This is a genomic window from Paenibacillus sabinae T27, from assembly GCF_000612505.1.
GTDB lineage: Bacteria > Bacillota > Bacilli > Paenibacillales > Paenibacillaceae > Paenibacillus_AQ > Paenibacillus_AQ sabinae.
Genome location: NZ_CP004078.1, coordinates 5,079,308 through 5,105,462, shown reverse-complemented (window position 1 = coordinate 5,105,462; position 26,155 = coordinate 5,079,308). Strand labels below are relative to the sequence as shown.

Genomic DNA, 26,155 nt, shown 5'->3' with positions numbered 1-26,155 from the left:
AAAAGGTGTTATATTAAAAAGCGAAAGAGGGATAAGCAAAATGGAAGACAACCGGGGGAACAATCTGCCGGACGTGGTGCAGACCGTTGTTATCAATGCGCCGATCGGCAAGGTATGGGAAAAAGTATCGACAGCGGAGGGGATCGCGCAGTGGTTTATGCCAAACGACTTTCAAGCGGAGGTCGGCCATGAATTTCATCTGCAGTCGCCATTCGGCCCGACGCCGTGCAAGGTAACGGAGCTTGATCCGCCGAACAGTCTGGCCTTTACCTGGGATACTGAAGGCTGGACCGTTTCTTTTTACTTGAAAGAGCTGGGCGATCAGACGGAGTTTACGCTGATTCACGGCGGGTGGAAGCAGCCGGACGAGCTCATCGGCAAAGCGAACGAGAAAAGCTCGGTCATTCATGGCCGGATGGCGGGCGGCTGGGCAGCCATTGTGCAGGAGCGGCTGAAAAAGGCGGTCGAGGCTTAATATGGCGGCGGCGGAGAAGCATGATGTGTTTCAGGCGATTGCCGATCCGACCCGCCGGCAGGTGCTGAAGCTGCTTTCCGAGAAGGAGAGGCCGATCTCTGAGATTGCCGCCCATTTTCCGGTAAGCCGTACGGCTATTGCCAAGCATCTGCGTATCCTGTCTGAGGCGGAGCTGGTCAGCGGCCGCAAGGCCGGCAGGGAGAAGCTGTACCGCCTGCACCCGGAACCGCTGCGGGAGCTTCAGGATTGGCTGTCGTATTACGAACGGTTCTGGAGCAACAAGCTGTCCATTCTGAAGCATATCGTCGAAAATGAAGAATAAACGAAACCGGCCATCCGCGAGCATGATCGCGAATGACCGGTTTTTTTGACTGAACAGCTTCTGGTCTGTCCCCTTATTCAAAAGGATAGGTGATGCCCCACTGCCCTCTGACATTGCTCATAATATCCATCACGTCCAGGGACAGCTGAAGCGTAGGGCTGCCGCCCGACTGGATCGCCTGCTCCATATGCTTGATTTCATACTCGAGCGCCGCTTCCGTCTCTCCGGCTTCAACCGTTTCCGTCGTACCGTCCAGATATTGAATGACAGCTTTGGAGGCACGGGGGAAGTTATCGACCGTGATAAAGCCGTTTTCTCCAGCGACGACGCCTCTTTTCGGCATTTTGGCGCGCATCGTCAGTGCGACGACGGCCATTTCGTTGGCCTTGTTCTTCAGAATAATGCCCGACTGCTCATCGACGCCGGTCTCGAACGGCTTGACGGTAGTAAGCACCTCATGCGGCTGCTCGGACAGGAAGTATCGGGCGAATGACAGGGCATAGGTGCCGATATCGAGCAGCGCTCCCCCGGCCAGATCTTTACTGAAGAACCGATTGTTCACGTCGTATTCCTTATGGCTGCCGAAGGAGACCTGGATCATTTTGAGCGGGCCGATTTTGCCGCTGTCCAGAATTTCCCGGAGCTTGGCGTACAAAGGCATGTGGTAGATCGTCATCGCTTCCGCCACGATCAGCCCTTTCTCTTCGGCCAAAGCTGCAATTTCCCGCAGCTGGGTGATATTGACAGTGATCGCCTTCTCCGCAAGCACGTGCTTGCCCTGTTTCAGGCTTTCAATTATATATTCATAGTGATTGCTGTGCGGCGTGGAGACGTAGACGGCGTCGATTTCAGGGTCCTGCAGCATTTCGTGATAATCACAGTAGGCTTTGGAGACTCCGAACTTTTCGGCGAAGCTCTGCGCTTTATCCACACTTCGAGATCCTACAGCATACAGCGTGCCGCCGTATTGCTTCATCGCTTCGGCGAAGTCTTGGGCGATTCCGCCCGGCCCAATAATGCCCCATTTGATTGTACTCAACTCAATCCCTCCGTTTCGCTTGTTTGAACCCGAGTTCGACTACCTCATCTGGTGCACATATGTGCTAAACAAACAAAAAAGGTGCTAAACATTTCCCTAGAGTATATAACCGGGAGGGCCATCTGTCAATTCTGTGGGGAGCTTGCTGTGGGGAGCCTGCCTAGGGGCGGTGCAAGCGCAAGAAATGCCGTCAATCGGACGGTTATTGGTGGGGAAAATGCCCTTGTAACGTTAAAGCATAGCGTGTAATATAAAGGGCGTGCTTTTTTCAAAATGTAAGAAACGATAAGAAAAAAACAATTGGACTCATATAATCGTGGGAATATGGCCCATAAGTTTCTACCGGATGACCACAGCAATTGTCCGACTATGAGTGAACAGCGCGACCCGGGTTTGAGGCGGAGCGGACACGCCTGCCGTGTTACACCATAAGGGACATCACCCGGAGGGGCAGATTCACTTGAGAGAAACGCTCAAGGAATCTGTCCTTTTTTGCTTTATGCAAAGTGTAGGGAGATTTACGGGCTATTTCAGGTTTCCGAAAAGGAAGAAGGAGCGGAAGAAGCAGAGATGAAAGTATTGGAAGAACGCATTAGACAGGAAGGACAGATCTTGTCCGATACGGTGCTGAAGGTGGACTCGTTCCTGAATCATCAGGTCGATACCGGCCTGGCGCTTGAAATCGGGAAGGAATTCGGCCGGATCTTCGGCGGCAGACCGATCACCAAGGTGCTGACGATCGAGGCGAGCGGCATCCAGTTTGCCATGGCGGCGTCAATTGCGCTAAGCGTACCGTTTGTGTATGCCAAGAAGAAGAAAGCTGTGACCCTCTCTGAGCAGGTCTATTCGGCGCCGGTTCACTCGTTCACGCGTCAGGAATCGTATCAGGTCTGCATTTCGCAAAAATATCTCGGCCCCGGCGACAAAGTGCTCATCGTCGACGATTTCCTCGCCACGGGCGCGGCCCTGGTGGGCCTGGTCGATATTGTGCGTGAAGCGGGAGCCGAGCTGCTGGGCGTCGGCTGCGTCATCGAGAAGTGCTTTCAGGAAGGCCGCGGGCTGCTGGAGGAGATGGGCGTGGAGGTTCATTCCCTGGCCCGGATTTCGGCGATGGCGCCGGGAGAAGTGCATTTTATCGAAAATGAGGAAATCACCGGGGGCCTTTCGAAGACGAAGGATGCCCGGGAAATGACGGCTCCGGCCGCCGTGCAGGAAGCGCAGCAGGCCTGATTGCCTTTGAGGCGTAGAAATATAGCATCAGATTGAAAGTAACGGATATCGTTCCCTTAAGGACGGTATCCGTTTTTTCTGCTGAATCACCGGATATGCAATCGGTGAGCTCAGGAATCATGGTGGCACTTGTAACGCGCGGTCTCCTCTAAAGCGCTGCCGGAGAACGAGATCATGAAACTTTTTCCAGGTAATCTCGTCCAACTATTATGAAAGGGACATGAAGAGGAGGTTGGTAAGAAATGAGAACTGGCAGACTGGCGGCCGTTGTTCTGGCTGCGGCGCTCGGTTGGGGTGCGAGTACAGCGTTTGGTGCCGAGGTTTCCCCGATTTTGCTGAATTATAAGAATTTGGATCTTGCAAGCAAGGCAACCGTCTCGGCGGGAACAACATGGGTCCCTCTCAAAACCTTTGCAATGGATATGGGATATTCGGTCGTATGGAACCAGGCATCCAAAACGGCCGTTTTGACGCGTCCAAGGCGGCAGATTACCGTAACGGCTGGCTCCAAAGTCGCCAAAGTGAATGGAACCGCATTTCAGCTTGCGAAGCCGGTACGCATTGTAGCAGGCACCGTCTATATTCCGCTTGTAAGCGGAACAGGCGCGCTGGGAGGAAGAATCGGGCGTGATCCGGATAGAGGCAATGTGAATATCATCGACGAGGCGCGGTTTGTCACGGCCGCCGTCCCTGATATGACGTATTGGGTATCGCAGCATACAGGCGAAGTCTACATCTCCCCTTCCGCCTCGGGACAGCCGGCGCTTCTGGGCAAGCTGCCTCTGATTGAATCATCGTATATGCATAATCTGGAGATAAAGACAGTGGCCCGGGGAACGCATTTGCTTGTGTTAAGCGACAACCACTACGCCATGTTCAATAATTTCAGCAATGTATACCAGGCGTTAATCCGGGACGGCAAAATCGTTAAGCAGATGGACTTTCATCTCATGGCTCCGGCCTATTCGGAAGATCCGAAGGTCTCGTCCACGCAGCTGTATATAAGAGACGACGACAGCGTGCAGTATATTAACGGCGACGGCAGTTTCGGCAGGCTGTATGACATAGAGGCGCTTACCGGACAGGGCGGCAAGTTCACCGTCGAATATGCAGCTCCCGATGCGCTGATCCTCCGCTTCATCGATACGTCGCACTTGTATTTAATTCAAAACCGCACGGATGCCGCCGTCAATCTGAACAAGGAACTGGTTACGCCCGAAGATTGGAAGGACTGGGAGAAGTCCGACGGCCAAGACCCCTACGTGCTAGCAAGAATGCTTATTCTGACCAAGCGCGACGGGAACCGGCTGACACTGACGTACCGTTCGCTTGCGAACGACAAGAGCAGAACGGTGATGTACAGCTTGTCGCCCGGATAAAACGGATGAGGTTATTCCGCTTGGGCATCCCAGTGGCTGGATCATATGGCTCTGTGCCGGGAAGCCAAAACAGCGACAGATATGGACAAACAATACCGAACCTGTCGCTGTTTTTAACTTTAAAATATCCAAAGAATAACAATAACAATTAATGCAATAATAGCCAATCCGATAAGCAAATCCGTTACCTGTCTCCAAAAGCCGCGGACGCCTTCTGTATGAAGTTTTTTCTCATTGATATCATGATTAGCTTTATGACCGCCGGGGTCTGTGGAATTTGCAGGGGGTCCTGGATTAAAGAAGTCACTCATTTGAACATCTCCTTTACCATGATTATATCACCATAATATTCCATTAATAAAACTTATGGGATTTAAGAACAGCGCCCCTTTACTTCAATTTGAAATGCAGGGCGCTTTATTAACGTATTTCGTTTCGTGGATCTGGCCGACGAGAAATTTCGCGATGTCCGAATTGGTAATGCGTCTTCCCGGAATGTCCCTTAGATTTTCCTTGATGCGCCCCGTTTCCAATCCCTCTACCACAAAAGGCAGACGCACCAGAGTCCACTGGATATCGCTTTGCCTAAGCAGCTCCAGTTCCTTTTTGCGGTCCGAGATCATCTTGCCGTACAAAATGGCGAACAGGGCGGAGACGATCCGGCTTGATAACGACTTCCTGTCGCCCTGGACGTCCAGCGAACCGCCTGCAACCCCTATGTACCGGGTAATTCCGTACTCTCGCATGACCGTGAGGACCGTATGGGTGACGCTGCTGTAATGCGGTTCGGCTCTTACAGGCTGCCCAAAGGTGTTAATCACGGCATGGCAGCCCTCCAGCAGTGAACGAATGTCCCGCACGTTTTGGGCGTCTCCGGCAATCACCTGCAGTCGGTCGTCCTTCATGTTCACTTTATCCGGATTCCGGGCAAGCATACGAACGCTGTAGCCGCTCTCCAGCGCTGTTCGCGCGAGATAACGGCCTGCTTTGCCTGTTCCTCCGATGATGGCTATCGCCTTCCGTTGTTCCAACAGTTGATCCTCCTTATTAAAAAGTGTACATCTGGCAGCGCGCCGCCGATCATAGGCCATCTTTTGAAACGCCGGTTTCCTTGGAGAGCTGAGCCTCGAGCTGCGGGCTACCGGAATTCCCGGCTTCGCGTCTTCCTTCCGCCAGGTTCAGCCCCGCTACACCCGCGATGATGAGCAGGATGCAAATGATTTTGATAAGCGACATTCGTTCACCGAACAGTACCCAGCCGATCCCTGCCACCAAAGCGGTTCCCGCGCCGGACCAGATCGCGTAGGCGACACTGACGGAGACACCTTTCAGCGCCAAATTAAGCAGGGTCAGGCTAATCAGATAACAGACCGCGAGCAGAACGGAAGGCACAAGCTTCGTAAAACCCATGGACAGCTTCATGAATGTGGTCCCGGCCACCTCTGAGACTATTGCGGCAAGCAGCAGCAACCAGTGCATAATCTCACCTCTTCCTTATCCCGTCTAACATAATGTCAACCATTTCGTCCAGCGCTTGTCTGAGCGTTATCGTGATCCCGCCCGCGGAGGATTGCTCCATTAACCGGTACAGCCCCCCGATGTACAGCTGAATGAACAGAACTTTATTGAAATCTTCAAGCAGTCCTTCAGCCTGAGCCGCCGCCAGCATTTGGGTCACACCATCCCATTGTTCCGTCAAAAAAGAATCCACAATGCTCCATACATTCGGGTAATAACGCTGCAGCTCGTGCAGACGCTTGATATCGAAGAACTGAAAGTCGCGCGGAAAAAGGACGAGCAAGGCTCTCAGCTTATCCATTGTTCCCAGCTTCGGATCACTCACGATCGACTGCTCAGTCTGCGCGAGCTCATCAATGGCCAGCCGAACCATATCCAGAATCAGCTCTTCTTTGGACGAATACACCTGGTAGATCGTTTTGGTGCTGAGCCCGCAGCGCTTCGCCATATCCGCCATTGTAAAGCGGAAGCCGGACTTGTAAATCTCCTGCCGGGCCTCGGCAAGTATTCTTTGTTTCAAAAGTAGCCCTCCCTTCTCTCAATGGGAAACGCGGAAAATATATCGTTTTAATTATTTTATTTGAGCCAAGACTGTATTGTCAAACGTGACTCCCAGAGATCAACCTGATCTGCCAGTGAAAAAAGATTGCCTACGGTAGGACGAACGCATTATTCTATTATGGGAAGGTTTTACATTCTCCTGGCAGTTTCCATGAAACATTAGGCGGAATTTCCCCGTATTAGAGGATAATCGAATCATGAAGGGAAGGTTGTTCGCTTGGACAATGGAATGAGCGTTATTTTATATGAAAAAATGCCGGACGGCGCACTGAATGCGATCGAAGAACGCGTATGGAACGCCACTATGATCGCCGCGCTGGAGCATGTCAATTATTTAGTGGTCGGCGGCCGCGAATTCGAAACGGTGGAGGGCAGGCTCAATTTGGATGAGGGCAAGCTTGAGCTGCTGCTCGTTCCGATGAGGACCGAATAGGCAGAAGATTAACATTCAAGGGAGGCACCCGCTTTGGGTAAAGACAATGAAAGAGGAAAGGAATCGCTGAAGGAACAGGAGCCGGTTGTGAGCGGCAAGCCGGTTCGCGTGCTGTCTACCTCGCTCGGAATCGCTTTGCTGGCCAATGCGCTGTTCGTTCCGGGCGCTTCGACGGCAAGCTCGTCGGCTGATGAGCCGACTTTGGTGTCCTGGTCTACAGAAGAGGTCAAGGCCTATTTCGACAAAAATGTGGACTGGAACATCCCGTACCCCGATCAGAAGGAGGAGGAAACGGCTCAGCCCACCCAGGCTCCGGGTGTGACCTCGTCGAACGGGACGACGGTCATCAACAACTACGGCGGCTATAACTCCGGCTTCGGCTGGGATGATCTGCTGCTGTATCACATGCTGTTTGGCGGCGGTTCCAGCTATTCGCCGAGCCGATGGTATGAACATCGCAAAACCTATTATGGAGGTACGCATACGGTCTATAAACCGCGTACTTATAACAGCACGACATTTCAGAACAAGCCGGTGGTCGGCTCCGTGGTGAAGCCGAAGACCTCCACCTCCACGACAGGCACCATTACGAGACGGTCGACGTCTTCCAAGGCGGGCGGGATCGGCGGCAAGTCGAGCGGCCTAAGCTCGTCCGGTTCGTCGTCCAGCTCAAGATCGTCGGGCCTTGGGTCCAGCTCCCGGTCCAGCTCGGGCAAGAGCGGCGGGTTCGGGTTCGGCGGATGACGGAGCCTGTATTTCAGTGGCTGGAGCATCCCGGCGAAGACCGGGCCTCCAGAGTGGAGGAGCTGGGGCGTCTGGGCTTTGCCTGGGCAGACCTCGAGGACGAGGAATATTGGCTGGACGGAGTCGCCGTGATGAGAGAGGACACCTACCGGGAGCTTGAGGAAGCATCCTCCCGGCTGTGGGCCATTCTCGACAAGACCGCGCGCTATATTCACCGCAGGCACGACCTGTACGCGCTGCTCGCCATCCCGGAAGTGCTGTGGGAGATGCTGGACAGTGCGCCGCTCGCTCCGCCTGGGCTGATCAGCCGGTATGCGCGGTTTGACTTCGCTATTGATGAGACAGGCAGCATCAAGCTGCTGGAGCTGAACGCCGACACGCCGACCGGTTATGTGGAGGCGTCCATTGCAACACCATGGATATGCGCGCAGGCGGGCATTCCCACCGTGAACGGCAGGATGCCGGAGCTGGTCGCCGCGGCCTGGGGCGAAGAGCGGCCGGACACCGCGGCCTGCGTGAACTACGGAAGCCATCTGGAGGATTCCGGCACGATCGAAGCGCTGGTCCGTCACAGCGGACTCGCGATCCAATGCGTCGACTGCCTGGAGCTTACCATTGAAGATGGAACGGTAAGAGACGGGCAGGGCCGTGTGATTCACCGGATGTTCGCTCTGTACCCGAAAGAGTGGATGGCGGTGGATGAGGGCGGCGACGCCTTGGCGTATGCTGTCGAGACCGGCCAGCTCACGCTGTTTAATCCGCCGCACAGCATTTTGCTTCAGTCCAAAGGGCTGATGGCAGCAGTCTGGGGCATGTATGAGCTGGGCTTTTTGTTCAGCGAAGAAGAGCGGGAGACCATCGCCAAATATATTCTGCCTACGTACAACAAGCCGGTGTTCTCGGGAAACTTCGTGTCCAAATCGATGTTCGGCCGCGAAGGCGGCTCTGTGCGTATGTATGACGAATCCGGCAGCCTGGAGCTTGAGGATGAGGACGGCTTCGACAGCAGCGTGCTGTTCCCTTCCGTCTATCAGAAGAGGGCGGAGCTGGCGAGGATTCATACCTCTGAGGGCGAGCTGCATCTGCTTACGGGCATGTTCATGATCAACGGCCGGCCCTGCGGACTGCTGGGGCGGGGCGGCGGGCTCATTACCGGAAATACAAGCCATTTTATTGCTATGGGAGTGAGAGCAATTGCGCAAGAATAAGGATAAGACGCCGGGCGAGAGCTCAAGAGGGCTTTGGAGAAAGCGGCCGCTCCGCTTGGCCTTTCTGCTGCTGATTATCGCGGCGGTGCTGGCGCTGGCCGGCTGCTCTGATAATCCGGACAGCGTATTTTCTACAGATTCAAGTGCGACGTCGACCAGCGATGTAGCCAGAGTGCCGTGGGATTACCGGGTCGTGGAGGGGACGGTCGGCGATCTGATCGGCAGCGATATGACGATTCTGCCGAACAACGAGATGCTGCCCAACGACGGCAACTACGCAACAGGAGACAAAATCTATACCCTTCAATACATGGACGCCGAAATTACGACGGATGCCGATCAGAAGAACCAGGTCCGCCTGTCTTCATGGTCTACGATCAAATCCTACAAGGATTTGAAATCGGCGACCGATGATCTGAAGAATCTGAAGGTATCGGTAACAACGGACGTCGATCTGATCGGCGTATACAAGACGAAATACAAGGACAAGACAAGAAACTTTGCCGTTGTGGAGCTGCCGTCGGGTAACCGGATCAAGCAGCCGATCGACGATAAGCGCTACACCGCGATGGAGAAGAAGAAGACGGTGCAGGTCGTGCTGGAAGAAGTTCACGATTTTGCCGATTATGATTTGGCTTATGCAAAATTTCGGGGGTGGGCGAATTGACGGTCGTTATCAATATTCTGGTTAGTGTCATTTTCATCATCGCGCTTCAATTGCTGGGGATGCTGATCTTCAGCTGGATGACCCCGTTCAAAGATATGGAGGAGCTGAAGAACGGCAATGTTGCCGTAGGTCTGGCGCTTGGCGGGAAATTTCTGGCGACCGCGATAATTCTCGGTGTGGCGGCCTATACAAACTCCTCAATCTGGTTTATGGTGCTCTGGTTCGCTGTCGGCTATATCTGTCTGGTGGCGGCGTACTGGATTTTCGAGCTGGTCACGATCGGCTTTAAAATCTCCGACCATCTGAAGCAGGGCAATGTCGCGGTGGGAACGCTGCTGTGCTTTGTTTTTATTGGAACCGCGTTTGCGGTCAGCAGTCTGATTATTTAACGATTTGAAGGCCCGCAGGGCTGTCCTTAAAGCCGTCAATCGGCGGGCGGCTTTGCGGGCTTTTGTGGAACGTCCGGGGAGGGTGACTGCCATTCACTTTTTGTTAAAGCTGTCTACTATGATGACCAACGTCAGGAAAAGAACGATCGGTCTGAGCATTCTCTTGTTTGTCGGGATTAGTGCAACGGTTGCCTTCCTGCTGGAACCGGATACGTTCGGCAGCTGGTTCAATTCATTCTATTGGGTGATGACGACTATGGCGACGGTCGGATACGGGGACTTTTTTGCTAAGACCGTCATCGGCAAAATATTTACGATTTTTCTATACATTTTCGGCATCGGGCTGCTTAGTCTCGTGATCGGAAAGGTTATCGACGCAATCGCGGAAATTGGAAGGCAGAGGAGGGCGGGGAGGTTGCCGTTTTTTGGAGAGGATCATGTTATTCTTATCAACTGGAGCAAAAAGGCGCAGGCGGCGGTAGGCGAAATTCTCAGCTATACGCCGGACGGTCACATCGTTGTTATCGACGAATCGGGTCAGCATCCGCTGGAGCAGATGAAGCAGGTTCATTTCATCAGCGGCGACCCTTCCTCCGACGATATCCTGGTGAAGGCGGGACTCGCCAAGGCCAAGGCGGCCATTATTTTCGGCGATATCCGGATCGACGAGCCCGCGCTCGTGGACGGCAAATCGCTGCTGATCGCTTCCAGCATTGAACGCATTGCGCCGGATGTACATACCACTGTGGAAATCATGCAGGAGAAGAACGTGCAGAACTTCCGGCATGTCCGGGTCAACGACTTCGTCCTGTCGCATGACGCCGTCTCCCGGCTGGCGGTAAGAGCGGCGCTGCAGGAGGGGAATCCCGAGGTCATTACACAGCTTATCAGCCGCTCCCATGGCGACGATATTTACGAGGTGCCGGTAGACCGGTCGTGGAAAACCTACGGGGACGCTTTTCAGGACCTGCTGCGCCAAGGGGCCACCCTGATCGCCGACCGCCATGATCTTGGGATCAACCGCAGGCTGGACGATCCGATCCCGGCGGATGCGAGGCTGTATGTCGTCTCCGACGAGGCCACCTACCGGAAAATCGCGGGCAAAACGGGATAACGGCAATGAAAGAAATTCCGCTTGAGAAAGGAACAGGAGCGCTATGGCCAGTATCAGAACACTGAACGAGGTGCCGCTGAGTACGGCGCTGGAAGCTTGGAATACGGGATTTGCGGACTATTATGTTGATTTGTCGATGAAATCGCTGGCTTTTGTCTCCCGGATGAACAATGAGGATCTGCTGCCCGAGCAGTCCATCGTGCTCTTCGATGGTGAGCGGCCGGCGGGCCTAACGCTGAACGGCATCCGCATGGTGAACGGAAGCAAGGTGGCCTGGAACGGGGGGACCGCCGTCGCCCCCTTTTACCGGGGCAAGGGAGGCGGGCGCCAGCTGCTGGAGGAGAGCATCCGGCGCTACCGGGAGGAAGGCGTCGATCTGGCGACACTGGAAGTGTTCGTGCAGAACGCCCCGGCCATTGCGCTGTATGAGCGGTGCGGCTATGTGAACAAGGGCATGACGCGGTTTTACGAGCTGCCCGCCGGAGCCCGGCCGTCAAGGGACTCGTCTCTTGGGGCGGCCGCTCCGATTGAGGTTCGGGAAGCCGACGTGGCCGAGGTGGCATTGCTTCCCTTCTACCGCCACCGCGGGCCGTGGCAGACGCACTGGCTGAGCCTGAAGGGCGATCGCTGCCTGATCGCGGAGCAGGAAGGACAAGCGGCCGGATATCTTCCGTTCCGGCGGATTTATTCTGGGACCGGCGAGTTGTCCGCGCTGCTGATTTATCCGTGCGGCGTGGCAGGCGGCCGCATGGACGCGGAGGCGATCGCGGACACGCTGCTGTCCCGGCTGCTCTCCAGCATCCCGGACGGCACGGGAGCTAGAGCCGTTCATATTCCGGCCGCTGACGCCTTTTTTACAGCTGTACTGGAGCGGGCCGGCTTTGTCCCGGCACATGAGCTGCTGTATATGGAGCTGGCATTGACGGATACCGTGCCATCATAGGTCCGCCCCGGTAATTTCCGAAATTTTTCACGAAAGCGGTCATTTTGTTGAAAGCTTTATCCAAAAGTAGGGTAAGTTAATAAAGATGTCTATTTTATTTAAGAAAGAGGGAGTTACGATGAGAGAAGGCATTCATCCGAAATACCAGCCGGTCATTTTCTATGATGCCAGCGCGGATTTTAAATTTCTGAGCGCTTCCACCAAGTCTTCGAACGAGACGATGGAGTGGGAGGACGGCAATACGTATCCGGTGATCCGGGTCGATTCCAGCTCGGCTTCCCATCCTTTCTATACCGGAAGACAGAAGAATATCGACACCGGCGGCCGCATCGACCGCTTCAATCAGCGGCTGAACTACAAGAAATAACGCCAAGGGTATATATCGGCCAAAAAGGACCAAACGCGTCAGGCTTCGGCCGTCTGCGGTTGGTCCTTTTTTTCGTTCTATCCTCAGGCTATATTTTGCGGAACAACGATCTCCAGCCGAACACCTGCACCCGGACGAGCAGCTTACTCAGCCAGTACGCCAGCACGTACAGAAGAAGAAACACCAGCACCAAGGGGCGGAATACGACCCAAAGCACGATCCAGACGAAAAAAAACTGCCAATTGCGAAGCCGTTTCTTCATGAGTAAAGGCAGGAGCAGCACGCGGTAGAACCAGTATTTCTTCTGCAGGCTGTTCAAATACTCGCGGCGGATTTGCTCGTCTGTAGGATCGATTCGGACCGCGTTCTTCATGAACTCGATCTCTTTGGCGTAATCGCCCCGTCTTTCCGCCGCCCAGGCGAGATAGAGAAAGGTCTGGTCGTCCTCGGGATCGTAGAACAGCGCCATGCGCTCCGACGAGAGCGAGCCTTCGAAATCGTGTGAGTTGGCGCGCAGATAGCTGTCGGCTGCGAGGAACAGGGAGCGGTCCGGAGCAAGCCGGAGGGCAAGGTCCATTTCCTCCCGGGCCGCCTGAAAATTCCCCTTTTTATGGTAAATATTGAATTTGAGAAAAGGATAATAGCTTTCCAGCGGATCAATCCGCTGCCCTTCCGCCGCCGCTTCCAGGAACAGCGCCTCATTGCCCTGCGAATACAGCGATACGGCCCGCACGAACCAGCCGAGCGCGTTCTCCGGATCACAGCGGAGCGCCTCCGCCGCCCAATGCAGCGCATGGTCATAACTGCCGGCCTTCATATGGATTTGCGCCAGCATTCCGTATGCATCGGCGTTCTCCGGATCTTCGCGTATCCACTTTTCCGTCTCCTCAATGGCCTCCGCGAAGCGCCGCCAGTTCATCAGCTGAAAGGCACGCTCACAGTGGAAGCCGTCAGGGCTGTGCAAGCTCACGAGCATCACCGCCTGTTCATTTGATTCGGTGGGTCTTCACGTATTCCAGCACCTGCTCGTAATCTTTGTTGATATCGCTAAAGGTCGCGTAGTTCTTAGCTGTGGAGAACCAGTCCAGTGTCGTCGGTTTGCGTGCCTCGATGCTCGCCTTCATATCTTTGTCCGTAATCGGCTGAATGCTGCCGCTCTCAAGCGAACGCTCGATCGCCCGTTCCACCGCATCTCTGACAATCTGCTCCAGATCGGCGCCCGAGAAATGCGCCGTCATCTCGGCCCAGCGCTTCAGGTTCAGCCCTTCCTGCGGCTTACCCTGAATCTTCAGGCCAAGGATAAGCTCCCGCTCCGCCGGCTCAGGCGGCGGCACGAAGAACAGATGATTGAACCGTCCCGGCCGCCGTAGCGCCGAATCGAGGTACCAGGGGGTATTCGTCGCACCGATGACGAGGACTTCATGGTTGAAGGACTGCAGTCCGTCGAGTTCGATCAGGAGCTGGTTGACCAGCATGCGGTTATGGTGCTGGTGCATCTGATGGCGGCTTCCGCCCAGCGCGTCGAGCTCGTCGATGAATAGGACGCAGGGCTTTTCCTGGCGCGCTTTTTCAAAGAAATCATGCAGATTATGCTCGCTTTCTCCGATGTACATGGAAAGAATGGCCTGCAGCTCGACATGCAGGAAGTTGGCGTTGATCTCCCCGGCGATCGCCCGGGCAAGAAACGTCTTGCCGCAGCCCGGAGGCCCGTACAGCAGGAGACTGCCTCCCGCTGTCTTTCCGAAGGCCTGGAACATTTCCGGCTGCTGAAGCGGCAGAATAAAGTTCAGGCGGATTTTTTTCTTGAGTTGTTCCATTCCGCCGACATCCTGAAAGGTAACCTTAGGCTGCTCGGTTTCGACAAGGCTGCTCTCGTCTCCGTTGAACGAAATCACCTTAAGTTTTGGTCTGATCCGGTTCTTATCCTGCTCGTCATGAGGCACGGCATTCACGCCCTTTCACCCAAAAGCGCCTGCTGCTGCTGAAAAGCGTTCCTAATGAACGTGTCAAGTAGCAGAGGACGCAGCTTATCTAGTATTATAAGCAATCAAAAAAAGGGACGCAATTTGCCCGGTTCCTCCAAGGCTTCGCTGTATGCAGGCGGGGGGCTTGTGCTACAATGGGTTTGCAATTCCAAGCGGGAAGGATGAACACATATGAATCAACCCATAAACGAGCGGGAAATGATCGCCTATATCGCGGGCAAGACGAAAGCCGATCCCCAAGCGATCACGCTTATTTTGAAGCATGAACAGACGTTTATTAACAGCGCCAAGGCGAACGCCAAGGGAGACGTCGACATCGACAGCGACGATCTGGTCGATTATGTGCTCAGCCGCCGCGACGTCAAGCTGGACGAGCTGACGGTCGAGCGGATTCTAGATGCGGAGATGGACTACCTGATGGATAAGGGCTTGGCCGGCTACGTCGATTAACCAAGGCGGCGATGGTCTTTCGGCCTTGTCGCCGGGAGGCCGCCGCTTCCAAGAGCGGTTGACAGGCAATAAAAGAGCAGGGCCGGGAAAGAAGCTGTTTCTTTCCCGGCCCTGCTTATTTGATAATATCAGGAAGTATAAACTTCTAAGACCAGACTCCCTGATATTGCAAGAAAAACAACCACTTAAGAGGGATTCGGCAACATCTTCGAGAGGCTCCGATGGGAGTTTTTCTTATTTTCGGCCGTATCCCGGCTTTAGGAAGGAATGAAGGCTCCGCCGCTTCCATGAAACGCGGTCAGGTCAGCGCGGACTTCGCCCCGCCTTCGGCAGGGCCGCGCTCGACCAGCGCGTATTTCTCCCAGGCGCGGCCGCGCCAGCGGAAATACATAATGACCGCCCGCGTCCATTCGTCGGCGGCATTCGCGATCCAGACCCCGGCAAGCCCCAGATGAAACTGGAAGACGAGCACGTAAGCCAGAGGCAGGCTCATGCATACCATGGAGATCAGCCCCATGTATACCGGAAAGTTGGCGTCTCCCGATGCCCGCAGGGAATTGATGATGATCAGATTGGTGGTCCGCCCCGTCTCCAGCAAGAAGCTGAGCAGCATCACCTGAGCCCCCATTAGAATGATATTCCCATTGTCCGTGAACAGCCCGAAGAGCGGGATGCGGAAGGCGATGACAACCAGGTCAATGAGTACGGTGGCGAGCAGCGCCCATTTGACGCTTTGGAACACCCGCCTGTAGGCCTCCTGCGGCATCTTCGCTCCCACAAGGTGACCGACGATAATGGAGGTGCCCATCGCTACCGCCATGCTGAACAGGTATACATAGCTTGAAATATTAAGCGCATATTGGCGGGTCGCCAAAGCTTCCGCGCCCAAATAAGTGATATACAGCGTGAACACGAGTTGGCATGCCTGGTAAATAATCGACTCGAAAGCGGAAGGGATGCCGATTTTCAGTATTTTCATGACGTAGCTTTTGCTTAGGAAAATATAAGAAGACCACTTGATGCGCACTTCCATGATCCGGTACATCAGCAGGAAGAACAGGAACAGGCAGATCAGGCGGCTGAGCACGGTTGAAATGGCCGCGCCCTGCACGCCGAGCGCCGGGAAGCCGAAGTGGCCGAAGATCAGAATATAGTTGAAGACCACGTGCAGAATGTTCATAAGCAGCGACAGCAGCATCGTCTGTTTGGTGAAGCCGTGGGTGCGAATCGTGGCCGCAAGGGCGTTAATCAGCGCCTGGAAAAAAATAAAACCGCCAACAATAACAATGTACGTCTTCCCGTAGACAAAAATATCGCCCTGTATGTTTAGGACGGACAGCAGGGTTCCCCCGAATACGAGGAAGATCATGCTCAGCAGCGCCCCTAGGCCCAGACTGAGCGTAATGGAGCTTGCGGTAACGTCCGCCGCTTCGAGCAGCTTTCTGGAACCGAGGTACTGGGAGATGACGATGGCTGCGCCGTTTCCGACTACGCTGAGCACGAGGATGGCGATTTGGATGATCTGGTTTGCAGCCCCTACGCCGGATACGGCATCGTCGGAAACGGAGCTGATCATAAACGTATCTACTGTACCCATCAGCATGAACAGAAACAGTTCGAGGAAGATCGGCCAGGTCAGCTTGACGAGACTGATTTTTTCATGGGAGGGGCTTTCATTTTCCGTCTTGTTCACAGCGGTGTCAGCAGCCATGAGGGTCACCTTCTTTTTGTAAAGTCAGGTTCTTTCGATCAATTTCCAAAGGATCATATTAGCACAGCTTTTGGATAAAATCACCCCTTTTTCCCGTGTAACCACAAGATTATGGTGTTCTGAAATTTTCTGCGGATTAGCCAATAGTATCCTCCAGGTGACTACACCACGGCAAAGTGCCTACTTCCTAAATGGAAATGTACTGTCTACTATAGACGTAGCAATAAATTATATATCCACGAAGGAGACATGACACCCATGAAACTGCAATTGGCGCTTGATTTGGTAGACATTCCCGGAGCGAAAGAAGTAGTAGCGGAGGTTGCCGACTATATAGATATTGTTGAAATTGGAACCCCGATCGTGATTAATGAAGGACTGCACGCTGTAAAAGCGATCAAGGATGCTTTTCCGCAGCTTACGGTATTGGCCGACCTGAAGATTATGGACGCGGGCGGTTACGAAGTGATGAAAGCCTCTGAAGCGGGCGCGGATATTATTACCGTACTCGGCGTTTCCGACGACTCCACGATCAAAGGCGCGGTTGAAGAAGCCAAGAAAAGCGGGAAGGAAGTTCTCGTCGACCTGATTAATGTCAATGACATCAAAGGCAGAGCGGCGGAAGTGGACGCTCTTGGCGTCGATTACATCTGCGTTCATTCCGGATACGATCATCAAGCCGAAGGCAAGAACTCCTTTGAGGATCTGCAGGCGATCAAGAGTGTGGTCAAGCAGGCCAAGACGGCCATCGCGGGCGGCATCAAGCTGGACACGCTGCCTGAAGTGATCGAGGCGAAACCGGACCTTGTCATCGTAGGCGGAGGCATTACCGGACAAGACGACAAAAAAGCAGTTGCTGCTGAAATGAAGCGTCTTGTCAGTCAGTCATAAGCGGCCGATGAACACCGTACAATACGCGGAGGAAATTATCAATGAGCTGCAGCGTTCCGTATCCCGGCTTCCCGTGCAGGAAGCGGAGGAACTCGCCGAACGGGTTCTTCGCGCAAAACGGATATTCCTTGCGGGAGCAGGAAGATCCGGTCTAATGGGACGGGCGTTCGCCATGCGGCTGATGCATGCTGGCAAGGAAGCTTATGTGGTCGGAGAAACGGTGACTCCCGGTATATTCGAGGGAGATTTGCTTATCCTCGGCTCCGGCTCGGGAGAGACGCAGAGCTTGATCGCGATGGCGAATAAAGCCAAGGCTTTGGGCGCGGGCGTAGCCGTGGTTACGATCAACCCGGAGTCGACGCTTGGACGTCTGGCCGATGATACGGTGAAGCTCCCCGGAGCGCCGAAAGATCAGGCGGCAGGAAGCGGCTCGACGATTCAGCCGATGGCCTCGCTGTTTGAGCAGACGCTTCTCCTGTTCTATGATGCCGTTATATTGCGGCTAATGGATAAAACGGGGCAAACGACAAACCAAATGTTCGGCAAGCATGCCAATCTGGAGTAGCGGCGCGGACTGCCCTGATTTTCATTGAAAGGAAATGCCTTGCTCTTCCAATTTTATGGGAAACGCATCAGCCCTGTCCGGGGCGGCATGCGTTTCTTTTTTGTAGTATGATATCAACAAAAGGAGGTGCAAGCATGGCAACGGACATCAAGGACCGGATCAATCTTAAGGAAATTAACTGTGAAAAAGAGTTGACTCTGGCTGTCATCGGCGGAAAGTGGAAGCTGATTATTCTATGGCATCTCGGCTTGGACGGTACGAAACGGTTCAGCGAGCTGAAAAAGCTCATTCCCCATATCACGCAAAAAATGCTGACGAACCAGCTCCGGGAGCTGGAAGAGGATCAGCTTGTCCTGCGCAAAGTGTATGCGGAGGTCCCCCCGAGAGTGGAATACTCTTTGACGGAATATGGCCAAAGTCTGATGCCCGTCCTGCGCATGATGTACGACTGGGGCAAAAACTACGGGGAAAATGTCATTTGGAAAGACGGACGACCGGGTGAGGAAGAGGGACCGCTCAGTTCGGCAAGATTATAAATGAAACCGTCTGAGCAACCCTCCATTACGCATAAAGAAGCCTCCGGGCATGGCAGTTGACGCCAGGCTTCGGAGGCTTTTGTATAAAGGAGTGATGAGCTGCCCGGGAGATCAGGCCTGGCGCTCGAACAGCTGCGCAATCTCGATAATCACTTCGGCCGCCTTGACCATCGAATCTGCTGAAATATACTCGAACTTGCCGTGGAAGTTCTCCCCGCCGGCAAAAATATTCGGCGTCGGCAGCCCCATATAGGACAGCTGGGAGCCGTCGGTGCCTCCCCGAATCGGCCGGACAATCGGCGTGATGCCGAGATTGGTCATGGCCGTATGGGCGATATCGACGATGTGGCTTACGGGCTCGATTTTTTCGCGCATGTTGTAATATTGGTCTTTCAGCTCCAGCACGATGCTGTGCTCCCCGTAAGTCTGTCTGAATTCGTCGGCCAGGGCCTGGATGTACGCCTTGCGTTCCTCGAACCGCTCGCGGTCAAAGTCGCGGATAATATAATTCAGCCGGCTGATCTCCACAGTTCCCTGGAACGAATTCAGATGGTAGAAGCCTTCCTTGCCTTCCGTGAATTCCGGCGCTTCCCCGGCTGGCAGCCGCTCGTGGAAAGCCATGGCGATTTTGGCGGAGTTGATCATTTTTCCCTTGGCTGTGCCGGGGTGGACATTGACGCCGTGGAAAATGATCTTCGCCGCGGCCGCGTTGAAGCTTTCGTACTCCAGCTCTCCAAGCGGTCCCCCGTCCATCGTGTACGCGAACTGTGCGCCGAAGGCCGGAACAACAAATTTGTGAGCGCCGCGCCCGATTTCTTCGTCCGGTGTAAAGGCCACCCGGATTTTGCCGTGCTTGATCTCCGGATGCTGCTTCAAGTAATGCATGGCCGTCATAATTTCAGCGATTCCGGCCTTGTCGTCCGCACCGAGCAGGGTCGTGCCGTCGGTCGTAATCAGCGTCTGCCCCGCATATTCGCTCAGCTCCGGAAAGCTTGAAGGCGAGAGAACGACGTTCAGCGCTTTGTTCAGCACGATATCGCCGCCATCATAGGCTTCCACAATCTGCGGCTGAACGCCTGCCCCCGTGATCTCGGTGGCGGTGTCCACATGGGCGAGAAAACCGATGACCGGCACATCTTTGTCACTATTGGACGGAAGCGAGGCGAACACATAGCCGTTCTCATCGATCGTAATTTCCTCCATGCCGATTTCGGCCAGCTCCTCCGTAAGCTTCCGGGCCAGAATCATCTGCCCCGGCGTCGAAGGACAGGTCTGGCTGCCTTCATCCGACTGCGTATCGACACGCGCATATGAAATAAAGCGTTCTATAACCTCTTGCTTCATTTTCTTCATCTCCTCTGGATCTTCAATGCTGCAATTTATTTTATCATGTTCGGAAGGGAAACCCTATTTCCGGCGATTCCCGCCCGGGTCTTCACCTGATAAGGATCTCGGCGAGCATTTCATAGGAGCGAAGGCGTGCGGAATGGTCGTAAATTTGCGAGGTGACGATCCATTCGTCGGCCCCGGTCTCCTCCTGAATCTGCTCCATCCGCTCCCGCACGGCGGCTTGGTCGCCGACAACGGCGTACTGCTGCCTGCCGAGAACAAGGGCCCGTTCCTGCGGACTCCACAGCTCTTCCATGCTGTCCACCGGCGGCTTCAGCTTGCCGGGACGGCCGCGGATCAGGCTCAGCGCCTGCTGCTGCGGGGAGGTTGCGAGCCGCCGAGCTTCCTCCGCCGTGTCGGCAACGGCGGCGCTGAGGCCGACCATGACGTACGGCTTGTCCAGCGCCGCGGAGGGCCGGAAGCTGCTGCGGTACAAATGAAGCGCGGGCAGCAGATAGTCCGGCGCGAAATGGCTGGCGAAGGCGAACGGCAGCCCGAGCTGGCCGGCGAGCCGCGCGCTGAAGCCGCTGGAGCCGAGCAGCCAGATCGGCACGCTCAGGCCCTCGCCGGGGACGGCCCGCACGCCCGAAGGGCGCGAGTCCGCCGCGCCGGGCTCAAAATAGGCGCGCAGCTCGGCCAGCTGCTCCGGAAAGTCGCTGCCGTCGCTGCCGAGCCCGCGCCGGATCGCCCGGGAAGCCGGCTGGTCCGAGCCGGGCGCGCGGCCCAGGCCCAGATCGATGCGGCCCGGGAACAGGGATTCCAGCGTGCCGAACTGCTCGGCGATCATCAGCGGGGCGTGGTTCGGCAGCATAACGCCTCCCGAGCCGACGCGGATGCTCTGGGTTCCGGCCGCCACGTGCCCGATGACGACCGAGGTGGCCGAGCTGGCGATGCCGGGCATGTTATGATGCTCCGCCAGCCAATAGCGGCGGTATCCCCACCGCTCGGCATGCCGGGCCAGATCCAGCGCATTGCGGAGCGCGTCCGCCGCCGTGCCGCCTTCCACAATCGGGGCAAGATCGAGTACCGATACGGGTATATCTTGAAGCTTGTTCATGGCTAAGCCTCCCATATAACACGGTTTATCTATCATTAAAGCAGGATTTACAACTGCCAACCAGCACAGTACAGGCATTATAGCATAACTAAACATCATTTACATACTTTAAGTAAGGGGAGCATATTCCCGGATGGGAACTCTATGGCAAGCATTGACATCGTTTGTTATCATTTGTATATAACGTATATTGATAGGGGGAACGGCGATGAACCGGTACTTAATCATCACGGAGCGAACCGAAAGGTTCAATCCGGACGATATCCAAGGGCATTATGAACATCTCGATCAGTTAAAAAAAGAGAACCGTCTCGAAATGTACGGTCCTTTTAGCGATTCTTCTGGCGGCGCTTATTTAACAGCATTCCGAGAGAAGTCCCATTCCTCTACAGGTAGGGGATGAATATCGGCCAGGCAACAACTCTGGAAAATTATTGATCTATATTAGCCCATTTGATATAATCAGTCTTAGTTAGAGATAAGGCTGGTGTATCAATGAAATTAGACTCGAATAATCACTCGGTATTCTTTCTGAGTTACCATCTCATCCTTTGCATTAAATACCGTAAAAAAGTGCTCAACGACGAGATATCCGAGTATGCGAAGGCCATTTTTGAACGGATTGGAGAGAACTATCGTATTACGCTGAGCGAGTGGAATCATGATAACGATCACATCCATGTTCTGTTCAAGGCGCACCCCAACACCGAACTATCCAAATTTATCAATGCCTACAAGAGTGCCAGCTCTCGCCTCATCAAAAAAGACTTTCCCGAAGTCAAAACGAAGCTATGGAAAGAGTACTTTTGGTCGCAAAGTTTCTGCCTAACTACTGTGGGCGGTGCACCTTTGGACGTACTGAAGGCATACATCGAGAATCAAGGGAAGGAGGCGAGAACCAGATGATCCGATGTGTCAAAACAGCGTTCCACACCTCCAAAACGGATCTGGAACGACTGTTTGCGTGCAACCGCATATCAGCGGAAGTTTGGAACAGGTGTCTAGACATTGCTAAACACTATGCCCTACAGCACGATGGGAAATGGATCGGAAAAACGGAACTTCAAGCGGCGCTGAAAAATCAGTTCCCTCTACATTCCCAGTCGGTACAGGCGGTCTGCCATAAATATCTTTTTGCCAGAGACAGCGCAAAACAAGCTAAAAGCCAAGGTCTTCCTACCAAATATCCTTACAAAAAGAAGAAACGCTTCAACACGAAATGGGTGGATCAAGCATTCAAAATTGAGGGCAACACGATCTACTTAAGTCTGGGTATTCAAAACGGCAAACGGCAGGCCCCCATCAAAATCACTGTCCCGCGTTTACCGGATGCGGACATCAAGGAAATCGAGCTGGTATATGACCTAAGACTGATGATTTCCATGAGCTATGATGATGGACAAGCGGCAGCGGACAATCATGGCAGCCAAATCGCAGGCATTGATCTGGGAGAAATCCACTCCATCACGGCAACAACCACCGAAAACAAGTCGATCATCATCACCGGAAGAAAGGTAAGAAGCATTCACCGGCTAAGAAACAAGAAGCTGGCCGAGATCCAGAAGCTCATGAGCAAATGCCACAAAGGCAGCCGGCAATGGAAAAAATACAACCGGGCTAAAAAATACATACTCAGCAAAAGCGAGCGCCAACTGAATGACGCCATCCACAAAACCACAAGACAATTCGTAGAATGGTGCACGGAAAATGAAGTCAAAGAGGCGGTTGTCGGCCAAGTGGAAGGCGTACAGCGGAACACGAAAAAGAAGAGGAGAAAGATCGTAACCCAAAAGTTGTCCAATTGGAGCTTCGGCAAGATACAGAAGCAGCTCGGATACAAACTGGAAGCCAAGGGAATCACGATAAAAATGATAGATGAGAGCTACACTAGCCAACAATGTCCTTGTTGCGGAAGAAGAAAAAAGACTTCTTCAAGAAACTACAACTGTTCCTGTGGCTATACCGAACACCGGGATATACACGGGAGCAAAGGGATATTATCCAAGTATCTGCATGGAGATATCCGTTATATGGGCGAAACGAAAGAAATCAAGTATCTACGGATCGCGTGAGCGCGAGAAGTAGTAGAAGGTGAGTTCCCACCCACTTGTACAAGTGTTGCTTACTGAACCTTGCCGTTAGATTTCCGCAGTCAGCGAAAGCAGATAGCCAACCTATGTGCTTATCGAAAGTAACGGCAGGGGCTGGTAAGAAACCTCTGCTTCTAAACGAAGTGTAAGCAGGGGAGGTTCATTCACGGCATCGTCGCTTGATGAAGCGGAGAAGATCGGCCAGGCCGACCCGCTGATCCGAAGCGGTTCTTCGGCTGTAACGGTTAAGGAGTGGCATCTGCGTTAGAAAATAACACAAAATCCCCCAATAAACCTGGGGGATTTCTTTTTCCTATGCTGTCTCTCCTTCAATCAGGCGCACCGGCAGTATATTCTCCGCCGGGACCTTGTTGCCCTGCACCTGCTGGGTGATGAGCTCGACCGCCTTTTGGGCCATCCCGGCAATCGGCTGGGCGACCGTTGTCAGAACGGGCGTGAGCAGGCCGCGGAGCGAAATGCCGTCGTAGCCGACGATTTTGATATCCTGGGGCACCCGCCGTTTCCGGGCCAGGCATGCTTTAAGCGCATAAGCGGCAATCACATCGCTGCTGGCAAATATACCGTCCACGTCGGGATGCTCCTCCAGCAGTCGATTGACGAGCCGCTCATATTCCGCGAAGTCAAACCCGTCCCAATCGGTGTGCACCTCGACATGCTGCAGTCCTCGCTGCCTGGCGATCTCCTTGAAGGCGTCAAGCCGCTTCAATGCGAGCAGGTCGGGATGGGGATGCCCGCCGATGTGGGCGATTTTGCGGCAGCCCTTGTCGGCCAGCCGCGCCGTTGCCAGCTCCCCGCCGCGGAAGTTATCGGAACAGACGTAGGGAATGTCGGCGCTGATCCGCCGGTCGAATGTCACCACGGGCAGATGAATCTGGCGGTAGTCCTCGACCTCCAGCGTATGGCTGCCCAGAATAATGCCATCGACGCGGCTGGAGCGCAGCATATCGATGTATTCCGCTTCCTTCTGCCTGTCCAGATGGGAGTTGCAGAGCAGCAGCCTGTACCCGCGCAGATACGCTTGCTCCTCGATGTGGCTGACCAGTTCTCCGAAGAAGGGATGCGCCGCATGCGGAATAATCAGTCCGATGATATTCGACTTGGAGCGGCTCAGCGAACGGGCCAGCTCATTGGGCCGGTAATTCAGCTCCTCCATGGCGCCGTATACTTTTTTCTTCAAATCCTCGCTCAGATATCCCCTGTTATTCAGCACCCGGGATACGGTGGTAACGGAAACCCCGGCCTTTAAAGCCACATCTTTAATGGTGGGCATGCAATCGCTCCTGCCTGCAGGCTCCGTAAGCAAAGGGCGCGTTCACCCTTTTGCAGATGAATCGCGCCTTCGAAAGGAACACAGTTTTTGTCGTCGGAAAAACGTTATACGCCCGCCAGCAGCGTCTCTTCGCCGGAATGCTCGTCCGTGTAATGTACGGTGAAGGTTTTTGCCGCAAGGTCGGCGCGCAGTACGGCCCGTAGCGGACCGTTCGTCCAGATCAATTCTAACTTAGAGGCCTCGCCTGTGTCCATTACGGTCAGGTCGCCGTCAAAAGCGCGATAGCTGTTGCGGAACTTCATCAGCGCGAACAGCCGTTGCAGCACGGGACGCTCCAGATTCTCTACGACTTCTTCCTTTGTATAATAGTGGCGGTTGATATTGCGGCCGACCTTTGTCTGCTCCAGCAACTCGATATCGTTCTTGCCGGCCAGCAGCCCGACGTAATACACCTGCGGAATCCCTGGCGCGAAGAACTGGATGGCGCGGGCCAGCACGTAGGCGTCGTCATCGTCGCCTAGAGCCGAATAGTAGGTGCAGTTGAGCTGGTAGATATCCAGGTTGTTGTATGCCATCGTATTGTAGACCCGCTTCACATTGGCGCCCTGCGAGAACAGGTTGTTCTTCGTTTCCTCGATTTCCTCGGGAGTCATCAGATCGGCGGCGTCGACCACGCCAATGCCGTCATGCGTGTCCAGCGTGGTGAACTGCTTGCGCGGGCAGATGTTCAGCCAGTGCTTTAGCCGTTCCGCTTTTCCGCTGTAGAGCGCATGGAGCACAAGCATAGGCAGCGCAAAGTCATAGACCCAGTAGCCCTTGTCCGCCAGCTTCAGCTGAATGCTGTAATGCTCGTGAATCTCGGGGAGAAGCTCGGTTCCGTACGGCTCCAGTATGGCTTTTACTTCATCAAGCATTTCCCACGTGTCCGGTTCGATGAAGAAGCAGCTTGTGCCCGGCTTTTTGGTAGCGTATGCAAAAGCATCCAGGCGGATAATCGAAGCGCCCCGCTCGGCCAATCCCTGAAGTTGTTCCCTCACGAACTTTTTCGTCGTTTCCGTATACAGATTAAGGTCGATCTGCTCCTCGTCGAACGTGCACCAGATTTTCTCGGCCGTTCCGTCCGCGAAGGTTACATCGATATAAGGCGCGCGCGGCTTGCGTTTATAGATCGCGTCCACATCTTCCTGCGTAGGCTCGCCGCCCGGCCAGAAGTCCTTGTAACGGATGAACAGGTCGCGGTAGGGAGAGGCATCCTTGTTCTGCTGAAAATCCTTGAAATACGCAGAGCTGCGCGAGATATGGTTGATCATGAAGTCGTACATCAAATAGAAACCGTTTGCAATCTTGGCGACGTCATCCCAGTTTCCAAACTCGGGATCGACCTCCTCGTAAGTAAGCGGAGCGAATCCCCGGTCGGCGGAGGAGGGGTAAAAAGGCAAAATGTGAACGCCTCCAACAATATCCTTGAAATGGGCGGAGAGCAGTTCGGCGGTCTCGTGCAGGTTCTTGCCTAGGCTGTCGGCATACGTAATCAGCATAATTTCGTTTTTGATGGTCAATTCAATCGGCTCCTGTTCAATTGGAATGGTGGGCAGATCGCAAGACTAATGAAGACATCTTCAGTATAAGAGCCGTATATTGCATATGTCAACCGGTTAGCATACCCTGATTTCTGGGTTGTTATAAATATTTTTCTCGCCTTCTCTCTACAAATATGTAAAATTACAGACTTTCTTCCGACAATAGAAGGAAGGGAGAGGTGAGCCTAGAATCTATATATTGTCGAAATTTACCGAAAAAT

General features: G+C 54.1%; 31 protein-coding genes and 1 riboswitch. Of the genes, 19 read left to right on the top strand and 12 right to left on the bottom strand.

What is annotated here, in order from left to right:
* Window positions 1-40 precede the first annotated feature (40 nt).
* Together PSAB_RS23535 and PSAB_RS23530 are read left to right on the top strand one after the other, a co-directional pair.
* Window positions 41-475, top strand: a complete 435-nt coding sequence (locus PSAB_RS23535) for an SRPBCC family protein (RefSeq protein WP_025337011.1) — start codon at window positions 41-43, stop codon at window positions 473-475.
* A 1-nt stretch (window position 476) separates the two neighbouring features.
* Window positions 477-797 carry an ArsR/SmtB family transcription factor gene (locus PSAB_RS23530; protein ID WP_025337010.1) on the top strand — a complete coding sequence of 107 codons (321 nt, stop codon included), beginning with the start codon at window positions 477-479 and terminating at the stop codon, window positions 795-797.
* 73 nt (window positions 798-870) lie between these two features.
* Here the strand turns inward: PSAB_RS23530 and PSAB_RS23525 are convergent, their stop codons facing one another.
* Complete coding sequence (locus PSAB_RS23525) at window positions 871-1,836, bottom strand: Gfo/Idh/MocA family protein (protein ID WP_025337009.1); 966 nt, start codon at window positions 1,834-1,836, stop codon at window positions 871-873.
* 286 nt (window positions 1,837-2,122) lie between these two features.
* Window positions 2,123-2,226: riboswitch (purine riboswitch) on the top strand.
* 180 nt (window positions 2,227-2,406) lie between these two features.
* On the opposite strand from PSAB_RS23525, the gene PSAB_RS23520 reads away from it, so the two are divergent.
* Window positions 2,407-3,066: a xanthine phosphoribosyltransferase gene (locus PSAB_RS23520; protein ID WP_025337008.1), complete on the top strand. Its 660-nt coding sequence runs from the start codon at window positions 2,407-2,409 to the stop codon at window positions 3,064-3,066.
* A gap of 242 nt (window positions 3,067-3,308) precedes the next feature.
* On the top strand, window positions 3,309-4,445 hold the full coding sequence (locus tag PSAB_RS23515; protein ID WP_025337007.1) for a copper amine oxidase N-terminal domain-containing protein: 1,137 nt from the start codon (window positions 3,309-3,311) through the stop codon (window positions 4,443-4,445).
* 119 nt (window positions 4,446-4,564) lie between these two features.
* On the opposite strand, the gene PSAB_RS23510 is transcribed toward PSAB_RS23515, so the two are convergent.
* From PSAB_RS23510 to PSAB_RS23495, 4 genes are all read right to left on the bottom strand, one after another.
* Entirely contained in the window at window positions 4,565-4,756 is a 192-nt protein-coding gene (locus PSAB_RS23510; protein WP_025337006.1) for a hypothetical protein, read from the bottom strand.
* Window positions 4,757-4,840: 84 nt separating this feature from the next.
* Entirely contained in the window at window positions 4,841-5,476 is a 636-nt protein-coding gene (locus PSAB_RS23505; RefSeq protein ID WP_025337005.1) for an NAD(P)-dependent oxidoreductase, read from the bottom strand.
* 49 nt (window positions 5,477-5,525) lie between these two features.
* Window positions 5,526-5,924 carry a DMT family transporter gene (locus PSAB_RS23500; protein WP_025337004.1) on the bottom strand — a complete coding sequence of 133 codons (399 nt, stop codon included), beginning with the start codon at window positions 5,922-5,924 and terminating at the stop codon, window positions 5,526-5,528.
* A 4-nt stretch (window positions 5,925-5,928) separates the two neighbouring features.
* Window positions 5,929-6,483 (bottom strand): TetR/AcrR family transcriptional regulator, encoded by a 555-nt coding sequence (locus tag PSAB_RS23495; protein ID WP_025337003.1) that lies wholly within the window; start codon window positions 6,481-6,483, stop codon window positions 5,929-5,931.
* A 258-nt stretch (window positions 6,484-6,741) separates the two neighbouring features.
* Between PSAB_RS23495 and PSAB_RS23490 the strand changes: the two genes are divergently transcribed.
* The 8 genes from PSAB_RS23490 (at window position 6,742) to PSAB_RS23455 (ending at window position 12,389) form a co-directional block, all read left to right on the top strand.
* Window positions 6,742-6,957, top strand: coding sequence for a hypothetical protein (locus PSAB_RS23490; RefSeq protein WP_025337002.1), 216 nt, complete (start codon window positions 6,742-6,744; stop codon window positions 6,955-6,957).
* Between the two features lie 33 nt (window positions 6,958-6,990).
* Entirely contained in the window at window positions 6,991-7,701 is a 711-nt protein-coding gene (locus tag PSAB_RS23485; RefSeq protein WP_025337001.1) for a hypothetical protein, read from the top strand.
* A complete protein-coding gene (locus PSAB_RS23480; RefSeq protein WP_025337000.1) occupies window positions 7,698-8,909 on the top strand; it encodes a glutathionylspermidine synthase family protein in 1,212 nt (403 codons plus the stop codon). The genes PSAB_RS23485 and PSAB_RS23480 overlap by 4 nt, the downstream gene beginning before the upstream one ends.
* Window positions 8,896-9,576 (top strand): hypothetical protein, encoded by a 681-nt coding sequence (locus PSAB_RS23475; protein ID WP_025336999.1) that lies wholly within the window; start codon window positions 8,896-8,898, stop codon window positions 9,574-9,576. The genes PSAB_RS23480 and PSAB_RS23475 overlap by 14 nt, the downstream gene beginning before the upstream one ends.
* Entirely contained in the window at window positions 9,573-9,965 is a 393-nt protein-coding gene (locus PSAB_RS23470) for a DUF350 domain-containing protein (protein ID WP_025336998.1), read from the top strand. The genes PSAB_RS23475 and PSAB_RS23470 overlap by 4 nt, the downstream gene beginning before the upstream one ends.
* Window positions 9,966-10,047: 82 nt before the next feature.
* On the top strand, window positions 10,048-11,079 hold the full coding sequence (locus PSAB_RS23465; protein ID WP_420835617.1) for a potassium channel family protein: 1,032 nt from the start codon (window positions 10,048-10,050) through the stop codon (window positions 11,077-11,079).
* Window positions 11,080-11,122: 43 nt separating this feature from the next.
* Entirely contained in the window at window positions 11,123-12,022 is a 900-nt protein-coding gene (locus PSAB_RS23460; RefSeq protein ID WP_025336996.1) for a GNAT family N-acetyltransferase, read from the top strand.
* 118 nt (window positions 12,023-12,140) lie between these two features.
* Entirely contained in the window at window positions 12,141-12,389 is a 249-nt protein-coding gene (locus PSAB_RS23455) for a type B 50S ribosomal protein L31 (protein WP_025336995.1), read from the top strand.
* Window positions 12,390-12,477: 88 nt separating this feature from the next.
* On the opposite strand, the gene PSAB_RS23450 is transcribed toward PSAB_RS23455, so the two are convergent.
* Window positions 12,478-13,359, bottom strand: a complete 882-nt coding sequence (locus tag PSAB_RS23450) for a tetratricopeptide repeat protein (protein WP_025336994.1) — start codon at window positions 13,357-13,359, stop codon at window positions 12,478-12,480.
* 16 nt (window positions 13,360-13,375) lie between these two features.
* On the bottom strand, window positions 13,376-14,332 hold the full coding sequence (locus PSAB_RS23445) for an ATP-binding protein (RefSeq protein WP_025336993.1): 957 nt from the start codon (window positions 14,330-14,332) through the stop codon (window positions 13,376-13,378).
* A 213-nt stretch (window positions 14,333-14,545) separates the two neighbouring features.
* On the opposite strand from PSAB_RS23445, the gene PSAB_RS23440 reads away from it, so the two are divergent.
* The gene (locus PSAB_RS23440) at window positions 14,546-14,824 is read left to right on the top strand and encodes a hypothetical protein (RefSeq protein ID WP_025336992.1); all 279 of its coding nucleotides are present in this window, start codon (window positions 14,546-14,548) and stop codon (window positions 14,822-14,824) included.
* 298 nt (window positions 14,825-15,122) lie between these two features.
* Here the strand turns inward: PSAB_RS23440 and PSAB_RS23435 are convergent, their stop codons facing one another.
* Entirely contained in the window at window positions 15,123-16,535 is a 1,413-nt protein-coding gene (locus PSAB_RS23435; protein WP_025336991.1) for an MATE family efflux transporter, read from the bottom strand.
* Window positions 16,536-16,793: 258 nt separating this feature from the next.
* On the opposite strand from PSAB_RS23435, the gene hxlA reads away from it, so the two are divergent.
* The 3 genes from hxlA (at window position 16,794) to PSAB_RS23420 (ending at window position 18,527) form a co-directional block, all read left to right on the top strand.
* Window positions 16,794-17,426, top strand: coding sequence for a 3-hexulose-6-phosphate synthase (hxlA, locus tag PSAB_RS23430; protein WP_025336990.1), 633 nt, complete (start codon window positions 16,794-16,796; stop codon window positions 17,424-17,426).
* A gap of 7 nt (window positions 17,427-17,433) precedes the next feature.
* Window positions 17,434-17,991 carry a 6-phospho-3-hexuloisomerase gene (gene hxlB / locus PSAB_RS23425; protein ID WP_025336989.1) on the top strand — a complete coding sequence of 186 codons (558 nt, stop codon included), beginning with the start codon at window positions 17,434-17,436 and terminating at the stop codon, window positions 17,989-17,991.
* Window positions 17,992-18,125: 134 nt separating this feature from the next.
* Entirely contained in the window at window positions 18,126-18,527 is a 402-nt protein-coding gene (locus PSAB_RS23420) for a winged helix-turn-helix transcriptional regulator (RefSeq protein WP_025336988.1), read from the top strand.
* Window positions 18,528-18,638: 111 nt separating this feature from the next.
* Here the strand turns inward: PSAB_RS23420 and pepT are convergent, their stop codons facing one another.
* Entirely contained in the window at window positions 18,639-19,871 is a 1,233-nt protein-coding gene (pepT, locus tag PSAB_RS23415) for a peptidase T (RefSeq protein WP_025336987.1), read from the bottom strand.
* Window positions 19,872-19,962: 91 nt separating this feature from the next.
* Window positions 19,963-20,973 (bottom strand): LLM class flavin-dependent oxidoreductase, encoded by a 1,011-nt coding sequence (locus PSAB_RS23410; protein ID WP_025336986.1) that lies wholly within the window; start codon window positions 20,971-20,973, stop codon window positions 19,963-19,965.
* Window positions 20,974-21,181: 208 nt separating this feature from the next.
* Between PSAB_RS23410 and PSAB_RS23405 the strand changes: the two genes are divergently transcribed.
* The 3 genes from PSAB_RS23405 to PSAB_RS23395 all read left to right on the top strand — a co-directional run bounded on the left by PSAB_RS23405 (window position 21,182) and on the right by PSAB_RS23395 (window position 23,045).
* On the top strand, window positions 21,182-21,376 hold the full coding sequence (locus PSAB_RS23405; RefSeq protein WP_025336985.1) for a hypothetical protein: 195 nt from the start codon (window positions 21,182-21,184) through the stop codon (window positions 21,374-21,376).
* 92 nt (window positions 21,377-21,468) lie between these two features.
* On the top strand, window positions 21,469-21,879 hold the full coding sequence (gene tnpA / locus PSAB_RS23400; protein WP_025336984.1) for an IS200/IS605 family transposase: 411 nt from the start codon (window positions 21,469-21,471) through the stop codon (window positions 21,877-21,879).
* Window positions 21,876-23,045 (top strand): RNA-guided endonuclease InsQ/TnpB family protein, encoded by a 1,170-nt coding sequence (locus PSAB_RS23395; RefSeq protein ID WP_025336983.1) that lies wholly within the window; start codon window positions 21,876-21,878, stop codon window positions 23,043-23,045. The genes tnpA and PSAB_RS23395 overlap by 4 nt, the downstream gene beginning before the upstream one ends.
* Window positions 23,046-23,376: 331 nt before the next feature.
* On the opposite strand, the gene PSAB_RS23390 is transcribed toward PSAB_RS23395, so the two are convergent.
* Window positions 23,377-24,354: a LacI family DNA-binding transcriptional regulator gene (locus PSAB_RS23390; RefSeq protein WP_025336982.1), complete on the bottom strand. Its 978-nt coding sequence runs from the start codon at window positions 24,352-24,354 to the stop codon at window positions 23,377-23,379.
* 104 nt (window positions 24,355-24,458) lie between these two features.
* Window positions 24,459-25,913 carry a sucrose phosphorylase gene (gene gtfA, locus PSAB_RS23385; protein WP_025336981.1) on the bottom strand — a complete coding sequence of 485 codons (1,455 nt, stop codon included), beginning with the start codon at window positions 25,911-25,913 and terminating at the stop codon, window positions 24,459-24,461.
* Window positions 25,914-26,155: the final 242 nt, after the last annotated feature.

Excerpts from the sequence above, each read along its gene's own strand:
- PSAB_RS23535 (WP_025337011.1), top strand. The coding sequence starts at position 41 with ATGGAAGACAACCGGGGGAACAATCTGCCGGACGTGGTGCAGACCGTT.
- PSAB_RS23530 (WP_025337010.1), top strand. The coding sequence starts at position 477 with ATGGCGGCGGCGGAGAAGCATGATGTGTTTCAGGCGATTGCCGATCCG.
- PSAB_RS23520 (WP_025337008.1), top strand. The coding sequence starts at position 2,407 with ATGAAAGTATTGGAAGAACGCATTAGACAGGAAGGACAGATCTTGTCC.
- PSAB_RS23515 (WP_025337007.1), top strand. The coding sequence starts at position 3,309 with ATGAGAACTGGCAGACTGGCGGCCGTTGTTCTGGCTGCGGCGCTCGGT.
- PSAB_RS23510 (WP_025337006.1), bottom strand. The coding sequence starts at position 4,756 with ATGAGTGACTTCTTTAATCCAGGACCCCCTGCAAATTCCACAGACCCC.
- PSAB_RS23500 (WP_025337004.1), bottom strand. The coding sequence starts at position 5,924 with ATGCACTGGTTGCTGCTGCTTGCCGCAATAGTCTCAGAGGTGGCCGGG.
- PSAB_RS23480 (WP_025337000.1), top strand. The coding sequence starts at position 7,698 with ATGACGGAGCCTGTATTTCAGTGGCTGGAGCATCCCGGCGAAGACCGG.
- PSAB_RS23460 (WP_025336996.1), top strand. The coding sequence starts at position 11,123 with ATGGCCAGTATCAGAACACTGAACGAGGTGCCGCTGAGTACGGCGCTG.
- PSAB_RS23455 (WP_025336995.1), top strand. The coding sequence starts at position 12,141 with ATGAGAGAAGGCATTCATCCGAAATACCAGCCGGTCATTTTCTATGAT.
- PSAB_RS23440 (WP_025336992.1), top strand. The coding sequence starts at position 14,546 with ATGAATCAACCCATAAACGAGCGGGAAATGATCGCCTATATCGCGGGC.
- PSAB_RS23435 (WP_025336991.1), bottom strand. The coding sequence starts at position 16,535 with ATGGCTGCTGACACCGCTGTGAACAAGACGGAAAATGAAAGCCCCTCC.
- hxlA (WP_025336990.1), top strand. The coding sequence starts at position 16,794 with ATGAAACTGCAATTGGCGCTTGATTTGGTAGACATTCCCGGAGCGAAA.
- hxlB (WP_025336989.1), top strand. The coding sequence starts at position 17,434 with ATGAACACCGTACAATACGCGGAGGAAATTATCAATGAGCTGCAGCGT.
- PSAB_RS23420 (WP_025336988.1), top strand. The coding sequence starts at position 18,126 with ATGGCAACGGACATCAAGGACCGGATCAATCTTAAGGAAATTAACTGT.
- pepT (WP_025336987.1), bottom strand. The coding sequence starts at position 19,871 with ATGAAGCAAGAGGTTATAGAACGCTTTATTTCATATGCGCGTGTCGAT.
- PSAB_RS23410 (WP_025336986.1), bottom strand. The coding sequence starts at position 20,973 with ATGAACAAGCTTCAAGATATACCCGTATCGGTACTCGATCTTGCCCCG.
- PSAB_RS23405 (WP_025336985.1), top strand. The coding sequence starts at position 21,182 with ATGAACCGGTACTTAATCATCACGGAGCGAACCGAAAGGTTCAATCCG.
- tnpA (WP_025336984.1), top strand. The coding sequence starts at position 21,469 with ATGAAATTAGACTCGAATAATCACTCGGTATTCTTTCTGAGTTACCAT.
- PSAB_RS23395 (WP_025336983.1), top strand. The coding sequence starts at position 21,876 with ATGATCCGATGTGTCAAAACAGCGTTCCACACCTCCAAAACGGATCTG.
- PSAB_RS23390 (WP_025336982.1), bottom strand. The coding sequence starts at position 24,354 with ATGCCCACCATTAAAGATGTGGCTTTAAAGGCCGGGGTTTCCGTTACC.